We start from the raw sequence: 13,839 nt of genomic DNA, 5'->3' as shown, positions 1-13,839 counted from the left end.
GACGCTGATGGACCACCGAAGAGGTCGATCGGTAAAAGTAAGGTTAGCCTAACCTAATTTTACAGCGCAATGGCCCCCCAACCCATCAGGATCGGGAGGCCGTTGCGGACGAAATGGCGGTGCGGCTACGCGTCTTCCTGCGTCTCGTCCGGCACCTCGCGCAGGGCGTCCTCGGACAGCCCCTTGCGCCAGTAGCCGACGAACGTCACCCGACGCCGGTCGAGTTCGCGCTCGCGCACGAAGTGACGGCGCAGCGCCTTCACCGCGCCGGACTCGCCCGCGATCCAGACGTACGGCGCCTCGCCGGGCAGCTCGACACCGCTCACCGCGTCCACGGCGGACGGCGCCCCCTCCTCCCGTACGAGCCAGGTGACCGTGGCGTCCGCCTCGGTCGCGAGCTCCATGCGGTCGCCGGAGTACGGGACTTCGAGGAACACCCGGGCGCGCGTCTCGGCCGGCAGCCACTCCAGGATCGCCGAGGCGGCCGGCAGGGCCGTCTCGTCCGCCCAGATCAGCACGGAGTCGGCGTCCTCGGGCAGCTGGAAGCGGACGCCCGTGTTCGCGGCGACCGCCGGACCGAGGACGACCACCCGGTCACCGGGCGCGGCGCGCCCGGCCCAGCGGCAGGCGGGGCCGCCGTCCTCGTGGATCGCGAAGTCGATGTCCATCTCGTTCGGATCCGTGCGCTGCTCGCGGACCGTGTACGAGCGCATCACGGCCCGCTCGTCGTCGGGCATCGCCCGCCAGGCGCCCAGGATCGCGTACATGTCCGGGTCGTCGAGCGGCGGCAGGACGGGCGCCTCCTGGCCGGGGTGCGGCAGGAAGAGGGAGAGCGACTGGTCGCGGCCCCCGGCGGCGAACCTCTTCAGGTCCTCACCGGTGAAGGTGACGCGGACCAGGGACGGGCCGAGCCGCCGAGTCCGGTCGACCTGGAGGGAGAAGAACTGGAACGGGGCGGTCTCGGCGGTCGTCATGGGTCAGGACACCTTCTTCGCGGTCTCCAGGGCCTTCGCCAGGTCCTCCAGGAGCGGGGCGCACTTGGCGTAGGAGTAGACGGGCTCGGTCACGCGCGGGATCACCTGGCCGGCCTTGACGGCGGGCAGCGCCATCCAGGTCGGCTTGGCCTTCAGCTGCTCCGGCTGCAGGGTGCCGGTGCGGTTGTCGAGCATGATGACGTCGGCCTTGTACTTGTCGACGTTCTCCCAGCTCAGACCCTCGAACCAGCCGCCCTGGTCCAGCTTGGTCGGGACGACCAGGTTGATGCCCAGCTCCTTGAAGAAGAGCGTGTCGGTCGGGCGGGCCGGGGTGGAGACGTAGAACAGGTCGGGGGAGCCCGAGCCGATCAGGACCTTGATGTCCTTCTTGCCCTGGGCGGCCTTGCGGACGCGCTCGGCGGCGGCCTCGAAGCGGGCCTTGTCGGCCTTGATCTGGGCGGTCTGCACGTCGGCGCCGAGCGAGGCGGCCAGGTCGGCGTGGCGCTGGAGGACGGCCGGCATCGACAGGTCCGAGGCCCACAGGGCGACGCTCGGGGCGATCTTGAGGATCTTGTCCTTCTGCTCCGCCGGGACGTACCAGAGGTCGTTCTTCTCCCACATGTCCGTGATGAGGACCTCGGGGTTGAGCTTGAGGTACTCCTCGATCTTGAACTCGCCCCAGACGTTGCCGATGACCGCGACCTTGGTGATGTCGAGGTCGCCCGCCTGGACGTCCGGCTTCTTCTCCTTGGTCTTCGGGTCCTCGACGTAGGTCGGGCCGAAGACGCCGACGACCTCGACGCCGAAGTCGTGCAGGGCAGCGGCCGTGCCGGTGAAGGCGACGATCCGCTTCGGGGTGGTCTTCGCCTTCACGGTCAGGCCGCGGTCGTCCTTGAACTCCCAGGAGCCGGACTTCGCCGAGGCGGAGGGCGCGTTGGCGCCGTCCTTCTTCGTCTCGGAGCCGCAGGCGGCGAGCGCGGCGCCGAGCCCGAGAGCGCTGCCCGCTGCCAGCAGGCCGCGACGGGTGAGGTGGGTGGCTCGGGCGTTGCTGGGCATGGCGGAGTCGCTTTCGGTACGAGCCGTGTCGGCCGGGGCAAGTCGAAGATAGGTTAGCCTAACCAAATATCGATCAGTAGGGGTGAGGGCAAGAGGTCTGCGTCACACGACGGAGCCCGCCGCCCCTGACGGGACGACGGGCTCTGACGACGGGTCGGGACGGTCAGGCCGGGAGGCCCAACTCCCGCGCGATCAGCATCCGCTGGACCTCGCTCGTGCCCTCGCCGATCTCCAGGATCTTCGAGTCGCGCCACATGCGGGCCACCGGATACTCGTTCATGAAGCCGTAGCCGCCGTGGATCTGGGTCGCGTCACGGGCGTTGTCCACCGCCACCGTGGAGGAGTACAGCTTCGCGATCGCCGCCTCCTTCTTGAACGGCTCGCCGAGCACGAGCCGCGAGGCCGCGTCCCGCCAGCCGATCCGGGCCATGTGGGCCTTCGTCTCCATGTCGGCGATCTTGAACTGGATGGCCTGGTTGTCACCGATCGGCCGGCCGAAGGCGTGGCGCTCGTGCGCGTACTTCACCGACTCGTCCACACAGCCCTGCGCGAGACCGGTCGCCAGCGCCGCGATCGCGACCCGGCCCTCGTCCAGGATCCGCAGGAACTGCGCGTAACCGCGCCCCTCTTCGCCCAGCAGGTTCTCCACCGGGACGCGCACGTCGTCGAAGGAGAGCTCCCGGGTGTCCGAGGCGTTCCAGCCGACCTTGGAGTACGGGGCGGCGACCGTGAAGCCCGGCGTGCCGGAGGGGACGATGATCGAGGAGATCAGCGGGCGGCCGTCCGGCTTGCGGCCGGTGACCGCCGTGACCGTCACCAGACCCGTGATGTCCGTACCGGAGTTGGTGATGAAGCACTTCGAGCCGTTGATGACCCAGTGGTCGCCGTCGCGCACGGCGGTGGTGCGGGTGCCGCCGGCGTCGCTGCCCGCGCCCGGCTCGGTCAGACCGAAGGCGCCGAGCAGCTCGCCCGAGCAGAGCCGCGGCAGCCACTCCCGCTTCTGCTCCTCCGTGCCGAAGCGGAAGACCGGCATGGCGCCCAGCGAGACGCCCGCCTCCAGGGTGATGGCGACGGAGGAGTCCACCCGGGCGAGCTCCTCCAGGGCGATGCCGAGCGCGAGGTAGTCGCCGCCCATGCCGCCGTACTCCTCGGGGAACGGCAGCCCGAACAGGCCCATGCGGCCCATCTCGCGGACGATCTCGTACGGGAACTCGTGCCGCTCGTAGTAGTCGCCGATCTTCGGGGCGACGACGTCGTGCGCGAAGGCCTCGACGGTGCGGCGGAGTTCCTGGTGCTCTTCGGAGAGCCGGTGGTCGAGGGACATGGCTGTGGTCACTCCTTGTGGGAGAGGGCGCGGACGGTACGGGAAGGGCTGGGTCGGCCCAACTGCTCGGCCATCCACCCGCTCGTGGCGGTGAGGGCGGCCAGATCGACCCCGGTCTCGATGCCGAGACCGTCGAGCATCCACACGAGATCCTCGGTGGCGAGATTGCCGGTCGCGCTCTTCGCGTACGGGCAGCCGCCGAGGCCGCCGGCGGAGGCGTCGACCGTCGTCACCCCGTGCCGCAGCGCGGCGAGGGTGTTCGACAGGGCCTGCCCGTAGGTGTCGTGGAAGTGCACGGCGATACGGGAGGTGGGGACCCCGGCCTCGTTCAGCGCGGTCAGCAGCGCCTGGACGTGGCCCGGGGTGGCGACGCCGATCGTGTCGCCGAGGCTCAGCTCGTCGCAGCCCATCTCGGCGAGGGCCTTGGTGACCCGGACGACCTGCTCGACGGGGACGGCCCCCTCCCAGGGGTCGCCGAAGCACATCGAGAGGTAGCCACGGACCTTCAGCCCCGCCTCTATGGCGCGGGTGACCGTCGGAGCGAAGAGCGCGAGCGCCTCGTCGACGGTCCGGTTGAGGTTGGCCTTCGCGAAGGACTCCGTCGCCGAGGCGAACACGGCGATCTCCCGGGCCCCGAGCGCGAGCGCCCGGTCGAGCCCGCGCTCGTTCGGCACGAGGACCGGGAGCCGGACGGGCAGGTCGCGGACGAGCGGGAAGAGGTCCTCGGCGTCCGCCAGCTGGGGCACCCACTTCGGGTGCACGAAGCTGGTCGCCTCGACCGTGCCCAGGCCGGCGGCCGCGAGCCGCCGGATGAACTCGGCCTTCACGGCGGTCGGGACGGCCGTCTTCTCGTTCTGCAGTCCGTCGCGGGCCCCGACCTCGTGGATCCGGACCCGGGAGGGGAGGGAGGGGTCGGCGACGGTCATGGGCAGGCCGGTGATCATGCGTTCTCCTCCTCGCGGGGCGTCACCACGGCCAGGATCTGGTCCATGGCGACGGTGGTGCCGGGCGTGACGTCGAGCTCGGTGACGGTGCCGGCGTGCGGGGCGGAGATGACGTGCTCCATCTTCATCGCCTCGACGACGAGCAGGCTCTGCCCGGCCTCGACCTCGTCCCCGGCGGCCACCTTGACGACGGTGACGGTGCCGGGCATCGGCGCGGCGAGCGTGTCGGCCCCACCGTGCCTCGCCCCGCTGAGCGCGGCCTCGACGGGGTCGTGGTCGAGCACGTGCCAGGAGTCGCCGTCGCGGCCCAGCCAGGAGCCGGCGCGCCGGAAGTGATGGGTGATCCCGTCCAGGGTCACGGTCACCGCGGTGTCCGTGACCCGCGCCCCGACGGGGGCGTCGACCGTGACGGGTTCGAGGCCCGGCACGCGGAAGGGAAAGGCGAGCTGCTTGGGCGTGCCGCCGAGCCGGAAGCCGTTCGGCACCGAGAACGGGTCCGTCCAGCCCTCCCGGGGCTCCGGGGCCAGCCCGGCGAGCCGTACGGCCGCCGCAGCCGCGTACACCTCGTCGGGGACGCCCTCCGGGACCAGGCTCTCCGCGTCCCGCTCCACCAGCCCCGTGTCGAGGTCGCCCGAGACGACGTCCGGGTGGGCCAGGAGACGGCGCAGGAAGCCCGCGTTCGTCGGGACGCCGAGGGTGACCGTGTCGGCGAGGGCCGCGCGCAGCCGGCGCAGGGCCGTGGCGCGGTCCGGGGCGTGGACGATGACCTTCGACAGCATCGGGTCGTAGAGGGAGGAGACCTCCGTGCCCTGTGACAGGCCCGAGTCCGTGCGGACGCCGTTCCCCTGCGGCTCGTTCAGCGCGAGGACCGTGCCGCCGGAGGGCAGGAAGCCGCGGGAGGGGTCCTCCGCGCAGATACGGGCCTCGATCGCCCAGCCGTCCAGCCGGATGTCGTCCTGCGCGAAGGGGAGGGGCTCGCCGGAGGCGACCCGCAGCTGCCATTCCACCAGGTCGATGCCGGTGATCAGCTCGGTCACCGGGTGCTCGACCTGGAGACGGGTGTTCATCTCCATGAAGTAGTACGCGGACGGGTCGGTGCCCGGGACGATGAACTCGACCGTGCCCGCGCCGACATAGCCGCAGGAGCGCGCCGCCTCGACCGCCGCCGCGCCCATCGACGCCCGGATCTCCGGGGTCAGGAGCACGGAAGGGGCCTCTTCGATGATCTTCTGGTGGCGGCGCTGGAGCGAGCACTCGCGCTCGCCGAGGTGCACCACGTTGCCGTGGGTGTCGGCCAGGACCTGGATCTCGATGTGCCGGGGCCGGTCGATCCACCGCTCCACCAGCAGCGTGTCGTCGCCGAACGACGCGCGGGCCTCGCGGCGGGCCGCCGCGATCTCCTCCTCCAGGACCGCCAGGTCCCGCACGAGCCGCATGCCCTTGCCGCCACCGCCGGCGGACGGCTTGAGCAGGACCGGGGCGCCCAGCTCGCGGGCCGCCTCGACGAGTTCGGGGTCGGCGGCGCCGGGGACGACGGGCACGCCCGCCGCCTTCACGGTCTCCTTCGCCCGGATCTTGTCGCCCATCAGGGAGATCGCGGAGGCGGTGGGGCCGATGAAGACCAGGCCGGCGTCCGCGCAGGCCTGGGCGAAGGCGGCGTTCTCCGCGAGGAAGCCGTAACCGGGGTGCACGGCCTGCGCGCCGGTGCGGGCGGCGGCGTCGAGGAGGGCCGGGACGGACAGGTAGGACTCGGCGGCCGGCGGCGGGCCGATCCGTACCGCCGTGTCCGCCTCCCGTACGTGCCGGGCGTCGGCGTCCGCGTCGCTGTACACGGCCACCGAACGCACACCCAGTGCCCGCAGGGTGCGGATGACACGGACGGCGATCTCGCCCCGGTTGGCCACAAGGACGGTGTCGAACATGCTGTGCATCTCTTGAGGGCCCTTCACATCCGGAAGACGCCGAACTGGGGTTCACCCAGCGGCGCGTTGGCACAGGCGGTCAGGGCCAGTCCGAGGACCTGCCGGGTCTCCATCGGGTCGATGACCCCGTCGTCCCACAGCCGGGCGCTCGCGTAGTAGGCGCTGCCCTGGGTCTCGTACTGCTCGCGGATCGGGGCCTTGAAGGCCTCCTCGTCCTGCGCGCTCCACTCGTCGCCGAGCTGGTCCCGCTTGACGGTCGCGAGGACGGAGGCGGCCTGCTCGCCGCCCATGACGGAGATCTTCGCGTTGGGCCACATCCACAGGAAGCGGGGGGAGTACGCCCGGCCGCACATCGAGTAGTTGCCCGCGCCGTAGGAGCCGCCGACGACGACCGTCAGCTTCGGCACCCGGGTGGTGGCCACGGCGGTGACCATCTTGGCGCCGTGCTTGGCGATGCCGCCGTGCTCGTACGCCTTGCCGACCATGAAGCCGGTGATGTTCTGCAGGAAGACGAGCGGGATGCCGCGCTGGTCGCACAGCTCGATGAAGTGCGCGCCCTTCTGGGCGGACTCGGCGAACAGGATGCCGTTGTTGGCGACGATCCCGACCGGGTGGCCGTGGATGCGGGCGAAGCCGGTGATCAGCGTCTGCCCGTACTCGCTCTTGAACTCCTGGAAGCGGGAGCCGTCCACGACCCGGGCGATCACCTCACGCACGTCGTACGGGGTGCGGGAGTCCACCGGCACCGCGCCGTACAGACCGGCCGGGTCGACCTTCGGCTCCTCGGCCTGCTCGACCGACCAGGGGAGCGGGCCGCGCTCGGGGAGCGTGGCGACGATGTTCCGGACGATGCGCAGGGCGTGCGCGTCGTCCTCCGCGAGGTGGTCGGTGACGCCGGAGATCCGCGAGTGGACCTCGCCGCCGCCGAGCTCCTCGGCCGTGACGACCTCGCCGGTCGCCGCCTTCACCAGCGGCGGACCGCCGAGGAAGATCGTGCCCTGGTTCCGGACGATCACGGCCTCGTCGCTCATCGCCGGGACGTACGCGCCGCCCGCCGTGCACGAACCGAGGACCGCCGCGATCTGCGGGATGCCCGCACCCGACATCCGGGCCTGGTTGTAGAAGATCCGGCCGAAGTGCTCCCGGTCCGGGAACACCTCGTCCTGCATCGGCAGGAACGCGCCACCGGAATCGACCAGGTAGAGGCAGGGGAGACGATTCTCCAACGCCACCTCCTGCGCCCGCAGGTGCTTCTTCACCGTCATCGGGTAGTACGTGCCGCCCTTGACCGTCGCGTCGTTGGCGACGATCACGCACTCGCGGCCCGAGACCCGGCCGATGCCGGCGATGACCCCGGCCGCCGGCGCCTGGTCCCCGTACATGCCGTTCGCCGCGAGCGGCGCCAGCTCCAGGAACGGCGAACCCGGATCGAGAAGCGTGTCCACCCGGTCCCGCGGCAACAACTTCCCACGCGCCGTGTGCCGGGCACGCGACTTCTCACCACCGCCGAGCGCGGCCGCCGCGAGCTTGGCGCGCAGGGTCGCGGCCAGCTCGTGGTGCGCCGCCTCGTTGGCCTGCCAGGCCGCGGACGCGGGATCCGCCGCGCTCGCCAGCACAGGTGCCTGCTGCATCCCTCGAGCTCCCTTGCTCGGTTAATGAGCGTTAACGTATGGCCTCAGGTTAACGAGCGCTAACCGGGTTGTCTAGAATCGATTGCATGACCACGACCCCGATCGCCCGCGGCAGGACCGATGCCCCGACGCGGCGCGAGCAGATCCTCAAAGAGGCCGCCCGCCTGTTCGCCGAGCGCGGCTTCCACGGGGTGGGCGTGGACGAGATAGGGGCGGCCGTCGGCATCAGCGGCCCCGGCCTCTACCGCCACTTCCCGGGCAAGGACGCGATGCTCGCCGAGCTCCTCGTCGGGATCAGCGAGCGGCTCCTCTCCGGCGGCCGGATCCGGCTCGGCGAGACCAGCGGCGACCCCGAGGCCGTCCTCGCCTCCCTCGTCGACGGGCACATCGACTTCGCCCTCGACGACCGGCCGCTGATCACCCTCCACGACCGGGAGCTCGACCGGCTCAAGGACGAGGACCGCAAGCGGGTGCGGCAGCTCCAGCGGCAGTACGTGGAGCTGTGGGTGCCGGTCGTACGGGAGCTGTACCCGGACTCCTCGGAGAGCGAGGCGCGGACCGCCGTGCACGCGGTCTTCGGCCTGCTGAACTCGACCCCGCACCTGGCGGCGCTCGGCCGCGAGTCCATGGAGGCGCTGCTGCGGCGACTGGCCCACGGGGCGTTCGGGGCGCTGGCGGCCGAGTAGGCGCCGGCGGCCGGGCAGGAGGGGCCGCTCGCTCGCGCCTCCCGCGGCTCCCGCGCCTCCCGCGGCTCGCCGGGTCCGAGCCCACGGGCCGCCCGCTCGCGGCTCGCCGGGTCCGAGCCGCGGAACGATTGCCCATCACGCCGGGGCCTCGGACAGAATGAACCCCATGCCGATACTCAGCCGCCCCGCCCTTGTCGAGCACCTCGTCCGCACCCGGATCGCGGGAGACGTCGCCACGCCGCGCGACAACAACCTCTCCCACTACAGAAAGCTCGCCAACGGCGACCGGCACTACTGGCTCGGTCTGGAGCTCGGCGACCGCTGGACCGACGAGCAGGACGTGCTCGCCGTGATGGCCGAGCGGTGCGGTGTCGTCGACGACCCGGCGCACCGGGTCGGTCAGGACACCATCGACCCCGAGCTGACCGTCGACGGCCTCGACCGGATGGCCGCCCGGCTCCGCAAGGCCGCCGCCGGCAAGGAGCGGGTCCTCTTCGCGACCGGCCACCCGGGCTCGCTGATCGACGTCCACAGCCGGGTCGCCGCGGCGCTGCGCGCCCAGGGCTGCGACATCGTCCGCATCCCCGGCGGGCTGATCGCCGACGAGGGGTACGTCGTGCAGTTCGCGGACGTCGCCGTCTTCGAGCGCGGCGCCTCCCTCTGGCACACCCACTCCCCGGAGCCGATGAACGCGATCCTCGACGGGCTCGGCGAGGACGGGCGCCCCGACCTGGTGATCGCCGACCACGGCTGGGCCGGGCGGGCGGGCCAGCGCGGCATCGACTCCGTCGGTTACGCGGACTGCAACGACCCCGCGCTCTTCATCGGCGAGGCCGAGGGCACGATGCAGGTCACGATCCCGCTCGACGACCACGTCGTGGACCCGCGCTACTACGAGCCGATGACCGCGTACACGCTGGACGCGGCGGGCCTGGCCTAAGGCTCCTCCGAGGGCTTGGCCTGACCGGCGTGAGGCTCCTCCGGCGGCCTGGCCCGGCGCTGCTCCAGGCCCGGTGTCGGGTCCAGGTACACCCGGCGGATCGCCGGGAAGCGCTCGCGGAGCTGGTCCTCGGCGTCCTCGCAGGCCCACTCGATCTGTTCCGCCGAGGCCACGTCCCGGAAGTCGATCTTCGCGGCGACCATGACCTCGGTGGGCCCCTGGATGAGGGTGGTCAGGTCGAGGACGCCCACGACGTGCGGGACGGTGAGCAGTTCCTCGCGGACCGCGTCCCGCATGTGCCGGGGCAGCGGGCGGCCGATCAGGAGCTCGGCGTTGGAGCGGCCGAGGACCCAGGCCACGTAGACGAGCAGGACGCCGATGAGGATCGAGGCGACGCCGTCCCAGACGCCGGAGCCGGTGATCTCGGCGCCGAGGAGGCCGCCCGTCGCCAGCATCAGACCGGCCAGGGCGGCCGAGTCCTCCATGACCACCGCCTTGACGGTGGTGTCGGCGGTGAGCCGCAGATAGCGGGTGAGCGGGGCCTTCATCCGCTCCGCCTCGGCCTGGACCTGCTTGATCCCGGTCCGCAGGGAGAAGCCCTCCAGGATGAACGCGACGCCGAGGACGATGTACGAGGCGAGCGGGTCGCCGAGCTCCTCGCCGTGCACGAGGGTGTGGATGCCGTCGTAGATCGAGAAGACCGCGCCGCCGACGAAGGTCGCGACGGCCGCCAGCAAGGCCCACACGTACCGCTCGCCCGCGTACCCGAGGGGATGGTCCTCGTCGGCCGGCTTCTCGCTCCGCTTGAGCGCGGTGAGCAGCATGACCTCGGTGACGGTGTCGGCTACCGAGTGCGCGGCCTCCGAAAGCATCGCGCTCGATCCGCTGATGACACCCGCGACGGCCTTGGCGACGGCGATCCCGAGGTTCGCCGCCGCCGCCACGATCACCGTGAAGGTACTCTCGCCGTTCTCCGCCATGATCGGACGTTATGTCCGATCATCGGCGCGGGACGCGTACGACACCCTCCTGGATGACGGAGATCGCCAGCTTCCCGTCCCGCGTCCAGATCCGGGCCTGGCCGAGGCCGCGCCCGCCGGAGGCGGAGGGGGACTCCTGGTCGTAGAGGAGCCATTCGTCGGCCCGGAAGGGCCGGTGGAACCACATCGCGTGGTCGAGGGAGGCCCCGACCACGTCCCCGACGGCCCAGCCGCCCCGCCCGTGCGCGAGCAGGACGGAGTCGAGCAGCGTCATGTCGGAGACGTACGTCGCCAGGCAGACGTGCAGCAGGTGGTCGTCGGCGAGCTTGCCGTTGGTACGGAACCACACCTGCGAGCGCGGCTCGCGCGGCTCGCCGACCGAGCCCCAGGGCGGGGTGTCGGCGTACCGCAGGTCCACCGCGGCCCGCGCCTCGACCAGCCGGTTCGCGACCTCCGCCGGCAGGTGCCGGGGCAGCATCTCGGCGGCCGTCGGCAGCGACTCCGGGTCCGGCGCGGCCGGCATGTCCGTCTGGTGGTCGAGCCCCTCCTCGTACGCCTGGAAGGAGGCGGAGAGGTGGAAGATCGGCTGCCCGTGCTGGACGGCGACGACCCGGCGGGTGGTGAAGGAGCGGCCGTCCCGGATGCGGTCGACCGTGTAGACGATCGGCGCGCCCGGGTCCCCGGGGCGCAGGAAGTACGCGTGCAGGGAGTGCGCGAGCCGGTCGTCGGGCACGGTCCGGCCCGCCGCCACCAGCGCCTGGGCGGCCACCTGGCCGCCGAAGACGCGGGGGACGACGGCGGAGCGGGACTGGCCCCGGAAGATGTCCCGCTCGATCTGCTCCAGGTCGAGCAGATCGAGCAGGGCATCCAGTGCGTCGTGCGGGTCGAGCACTTACAGGCCCATCGACTTCGCGATGATCGACTTCATGATCTCGCTGGTGCCGCCGTAGATGCGGTTGACGCGGTTGTCGGCGTACAGGCGGGCGATCGGGTACTCGTTCATATAGCCGTAGCCGCCGTGCAGCTGGAGGCAGCGGTCGATGACGCGGTGCGCGACCTCGGTGCAGAAGAGCTTGGCGCTCGCGGCCTCGGCCGGGGAGAGCTCGCCCGCGTCGAGGGCCTCCAGGGCGCGGTCGGCGACGGCCTCGGCCGCGTCCACCTCGGCCTGGCAGGCGGCCAGCTCGAACTTGGTGTTCTGGAAGGAGGCGACCGGCTTGCCGAAGACCGTGCGGTCCGTGACGTACTGCTGCGCGAACCGGACGGCGGCCTTGGCCTGGGCGTAGGCGCCGAAGGCGATGCCCCAGCGCTCGGAGGCGAGGTTGTGGCCGAGGTAGTAGAAGCCCTTGCCCTCCTCGCCCATCAGGTCCTCGACCGGGACCTTGACGTCGACGAAGGCCAGCTCGGCCGTGTCGGAGGTGCGCAGGCCCAGCTTGTCCAGCTTGCGGCCGATGGAGTAGCCCTCGGACTTGGTGTCCACGGCGAAGAGGGAGATGCCGAAGCGGCGGTCGTCGGCCGAGGGGGCGGACGTCCGGGCGCAGACGATCACGCGGTCGGCGTGCACGCCACCGGTGATGAAGGTCTTCGAGCCGTTGAGGACGTAGTGCGTGCCGTCCTCGGAGAGCTTGGCGGTGGTCTTCATGCCCGCGACGTCGGAGCCGGTGCCCGGCTCGGTCATCGCCAGCGCCCACATCTCCTCGCCGGTGACGAACTTCGGGAGGTAGCGCTTCTTCTGCTCGTCGGTGGAGAGCATCTTGATGTACGGCAGGGCGAGCAGCACGTGCACGCCGGAGCCGCCGAACTGCACGCCCGCGCGCGAGGTCTCCTCGTACAGGACGGCCTCGAACTTGTGGGTGTCCAGGCCCGCGCCGCCGAACTCCTCGGGCACGTTGATGCCGAAGACGCCCAGCTCGCCGAGCTTGTCGTAGAACTCGCGCGGCGCCTGGCCCGCGGCGAACCAGTCGTCGTAGACGGGGACGACCTCGGCCTCGATGAAGGCGCGGATGGTCTCCCGGAACGCCTCGTGGTCCTCGTTGAATACGGTACGGCGCACGGTGCGTCTCCTCCGGTGTGCGGGCCAGTTGTCTAAGCGCTTGCTCAGTCTGTTGTCAACGAAGTTACCCAGCGGTCACCCACCCTGTCCAGGCTTCTCGCCTGTGATCCAGGCCCGCCCGACGGAGTCGTACCCGTGCACGGGCCGCCCCTTCGCCCCGCTCGTCCGAAAGGGTGTGCCGTCCTCGTTCCCGATCCGGACCGTGCCCCGGCGCCCCTCCGAGCTCCACTCCAGCTCCAGGTACCAGAGGCAGTCGCACCCCGCCGCCCCCGCCGAGACCAGCAGCTCCTCCGGCTCGGCGGCGCTGACCGCGTACGGGAAGGAGACCGCGGGGAGCGTCCGGCCCTCCTCCCCGGAGGCGTCGTACCCGTCCAGCGCCCGTGCCACCGGCCGCGGCCGGTCCAGGTCCACCTCGAAACGGCGCGGCGTCACCGCCCCGCCGCACCCGTCGTCCATCCGGTACGCCGCCCACGGCAGCGGCGCGCCCCGTTCCACCACCCGCACGTGCAGCGCCTGGAGCACCACCGCCGCCGCGCCCTTCCCCTGCACCGACACCCGCACCAGCGTCTCCCCGCCGTCCACGGCCCCCTGCGCCGCCGCCCAGCTCCGCGCGTCGGCCGCCTCCGGCGGGGGAGGGGGCGTCCGCTCCACGAGGTAGGTGTGCCCGCACCCGTTCTTCCAGAGGTGCGAGGCGACCGTCCACGTCAGCGGCGCCGGTGGTTCGGCGGCCCGCTCCCGGGTCTTCCCGGGCAGGAGTACGGCTCCGAGCGTCACCGTCCCCACGACCGCCAGCGCCCCGCAGACCACGCCCACCCACCCCCACCGGCGCCTCCGCCGCTCGGACGGGAGGGCCGGCACGCGCGCGTGCACGGGCTCCAGCTCGGGCTCGGACGCAGGCTCCGGGGCCGGCGCGGGCTCCGGAGCCGGCTTCGGCTCCGGGCCGGGCTCGGGCTCCGCGTCGGGCTCCGGCACCGGAGGGCGGCGGGCGCCGTCCGCGCGGCTCCAGGCCACCTCCAGGGCCCGCCGCTCCTCCTCGTCCGCCCCGCACAGCAGGGCGAGGCGGTCGACCACGGCGAACTCCTCCGGGACGGTCGCGCCCGAGCAGTAGCGGTGGAGGGTGGACGCGCTGACGCTCAGGCGCCGGCCCAGCGCCTCGTAACTCCTCCCGTCCCGCGCCTTCAGCGCGCGTACGTGCCGCGCGAACTCCTCGACGGCGGCGTCCTTCGGCATTCCATCCCCCTCGACCCTGCGTCCCACCCTTCACGTCCTTGCACGTCAGCGGGGGTGGAATGGTTCCGGGACGGATGGTGGGCGCGTCACCGTTGCAGGCGG

12 protein-coding genes are annotated in these 13,839 nt (G+C 71.9%); 2 read left to right on the top strand and 10 right to left on the bottom strand.

The genetic code is table 11. The annotated features are described in order from the left end of the window. Positions 1 to 125: 125 nt before the first annotated feature. The 6 genes from OG361_RS14455 to OG361_RS14430 all read right to left on the bottom strand — a co-directional run bounded on the left by OG361_RS14455 (position 126) and on the right by OG361_RS14430 (position 7,851). Positions 126 to 974: a siderophore-interacting protein gene (locus OG361_RS14455; protein WP_405853688.1), complete on the bottom strand. Its 849-nt coding sequence runs from the start codon at positions 972 to 974 to the stop codon at positions 126 to 128. Positions 975 to 977: 3 nt separating this feature from the next. Then, positions 978 to 2,030 (bottom strand): ABC transporter substrate-binding protein, encoded by a 1,053-nt coding sequence (locus OG361_RS14450; RefSeq protein WP_405853687.1) that lies wholly within the window; start codon positions 2,028 to 2,030, stop codon positions 978 to 980. 163 nt (positions 2,031 to 2,193) lie between these two features. Next, complete coding sequence (locus tag OG361_RS14445; RefSeq protein WP_405853686.1) at positions 2,194 to 3,354, bottom strand: acyl-CoA dehydrogenase family protein; 1,161 nt, start codon at positions 3,352 to 3,354, stop codon at positions 2,194 to 2,196. A gap of 8 nt (positions 3,355 to 3,362) precedes the next feature. Next, entirely contained in the window at positions 3,363 to 4,298 is a 936-nt protein-coding gene (locus tag OG361_RS14440; protein WP_384575269.1) for a hydroxymethylglutaryl-CoA lyase, read from the bottom strand. After that, entirely contained in the window at positions 4,295 to 6,229 is a 1,935-nt protein-coding gene (locus OG361_RS14435) for a biotin carboxylase N-terminal domain-containing protein (RefSeq protein ID WP_405853685.1), read from the bottom strand. Before OG361_RS14435 ends, OG361_RS14440 begins: the two co-directional genes overlap by 4 nt. A 14-nt stretch (positions 6,230 to 6,243) precedes the next feature. After that, positions 6,244 to 7,851: a carboxyl transferase domain-containing protein gene (locus OG361_RS14430; RefSeq protein WP_405853684.1), complete on the bottom strand. Its 1,608-nt coding sequence runs from the start codon at positions 7,849 to 7,851 to the stop codon at positions 6,244 to 6,246. Positions 7,852 to 7,937: 86 nt separating this feature from the next. Here OG361_RS14430 and OG361_RS14425 point away from each other — a divergent pair, with 86 nt between their 5' ends. After that, positions 7,938 to 8,537: a TetR/AcrR family transcriptional regulator gene (locus OG361_RS14425; protein WP_405853683.1), complete on the top strand. Its 600-nt coding sequence runs from the start codon at positions 7,938 to 7,940 to the stop codon at positions 8,535 to 8,537. A gap of 166 nt (positions 8,538 to 8,703) precedes the next feature. Next, positions 8,704 to 9,477, top strand: coding sequence for a phosphatase (locus OG361_RS14420; RefSeq protein WP_384575257.1), 774 nt, complete (start codon positions 8,704 to 8,706; stop codon positions 9,475 to 9,477). Here the strand turns inward: OG361_RS14420 and OG361_RS14415 are convergent. The 4 genes from OG361_RS14415 to OG361_RS14400 all read right to left on the bottom strand — a co-directional run bounded on the left by OG361_RS14415 (position 9,474) and on the right by OG361_RS14400 (position 13,737). Further along, positions 9,474 to 10,457 carry a cation diffusion facilitator family transporter gene (locus OG361_RS14415; RefSeq protein WP_405853682.1) on the bottom strand — a complete coding sequence of 328 codons (984 nt, stop codon included), beginning with the start codon at positions 10,455 to 10,457 and terminating at the stop codon, positions 9,474 to 9,476. The two genes, OG361_RS14420 and OG361_RS14415, sit on opposite strands and share 4 nt — an antisense overlap. A gap of 19 nt (positions 10,458 to 10,476) precedes the next feature. Beyond that, the gene (gene tesB, locus OG361_RS14410) at positions 10,477 to 11,349 is read right to left on the bottom strand and encodes an acyl-CoA thioesterase II (protein WP_405853681.1); all 873 of its coding nucleotides are present in this window, start codon (positions 11,347 to 11,349) and stop codon (positions 10,477 to 10,479) included. After that, a complete protein-coding gene (locus tag OG361_RS14405) occupies positions 11,350 to 12,507 on the bottom strand; it encodes an acyl-CoA dehydrogenase family protein (RefSeq protein ID WP_384575249.1) in 1,158 nt (385 codons plus the stop codon). A 75-nt stretch (positions 12,508 to 12,582) separates the two neighbouring features. Further along, positions 12,583 to 13,737, bottom strand: a complete 1,155-nt coding sequence (locus OG361_RS14400) for a helix-turn-helix domain-containing protein (RefSeq protein WP_405853680.1) — start codon at positions 13,735 to 13,737, stop codon at positions 12,583 to 12,585. Positions 13,738 to 13,839: the final 102 nt, after the last annotated feature.

Origin of the sequence: Streptomyces sp. NBC_00090 (assembly GCF_045160815.1) — a bacterium.
GTDB lineage: Bacteria > Actinomycetota > Actinomycetes > Streptomycetales > Streptomycetaceae > Streptomyces.
Note: the sequence above shows the minus strand (reverse complement) of the source record. Positions and strands in the feature narration are given on the sequence as shown.

Coding starts and splice junctions, on each gene's coding strand:
- OG361_RS14455 (WP_405853688.1), bottom strand. CDS start 974: ATGACGACCGCCGAGACCGCCCCGTTCCAGTTCTTCTCCCTCCAGGTC.
- OG361_RS14450 (WP_405853687.1), bottom strand. CDS start 2,030: ATGCCCAGCAACGCCCGAGCCACCCACCTCACCCGTCGCGGCCTGCTG.
- OG361_RS14445 (WP_405853686.1), bottom strand. CDS start 3,354: ATGTCCCTCGACCACCGGCTCTCCGAAGAGCACCAGGAACTCCGCCGC.
- OG361_RS14440 (WP_384575269.1), bottom strand. CDS start 4,298: ATGATCACCGGCCTGCCCATGACCGTCGCCGACCCCTCCCTCCCCTCC.
- OG361_RS14435 (WP_405853685.1), bottom strand. CDS start 6,229: ATGCACAGCATGTTCGACACCGTCCTTGTGGCCAACCGGGGCGAGATC.
- OG361_RS14430 (WP_405853684.1), bottom strand. CDS start 7,851: ATGCAGCAGGCACCTGTGCTGGCGAGCGCGGCGGATCCCGCGTCCGCG.
- OG361_RS14425 (WP_405853683.1), top strand. CDS start 7,938: ATGACCACGACCCCGATCGCCCGCGGCAGGACCGATGCCCCGACGCGG.
- OG361_RS14420 (WP_384575257.1), top strand. CDS start 8,704: ATGCCGATACTCAGCCGCCCCGCCCTTGTCGAGCACCTCGTCCGCACC.
- OG361_RS14415 (WP_405853682.1), bottom strand. CDS start 10,457: ATGGCGGAGAACGGCGAGAGTACCTTCACGGTGATCGTGGCGGCGGCG.
- OG361_RS14400 (WP_405853680.1), bottom strand. CDS start 13,737: ATGCCGAAGGACGCCGCCGTCGAGGAGTTCGCGCGGCACGTACGCGCG.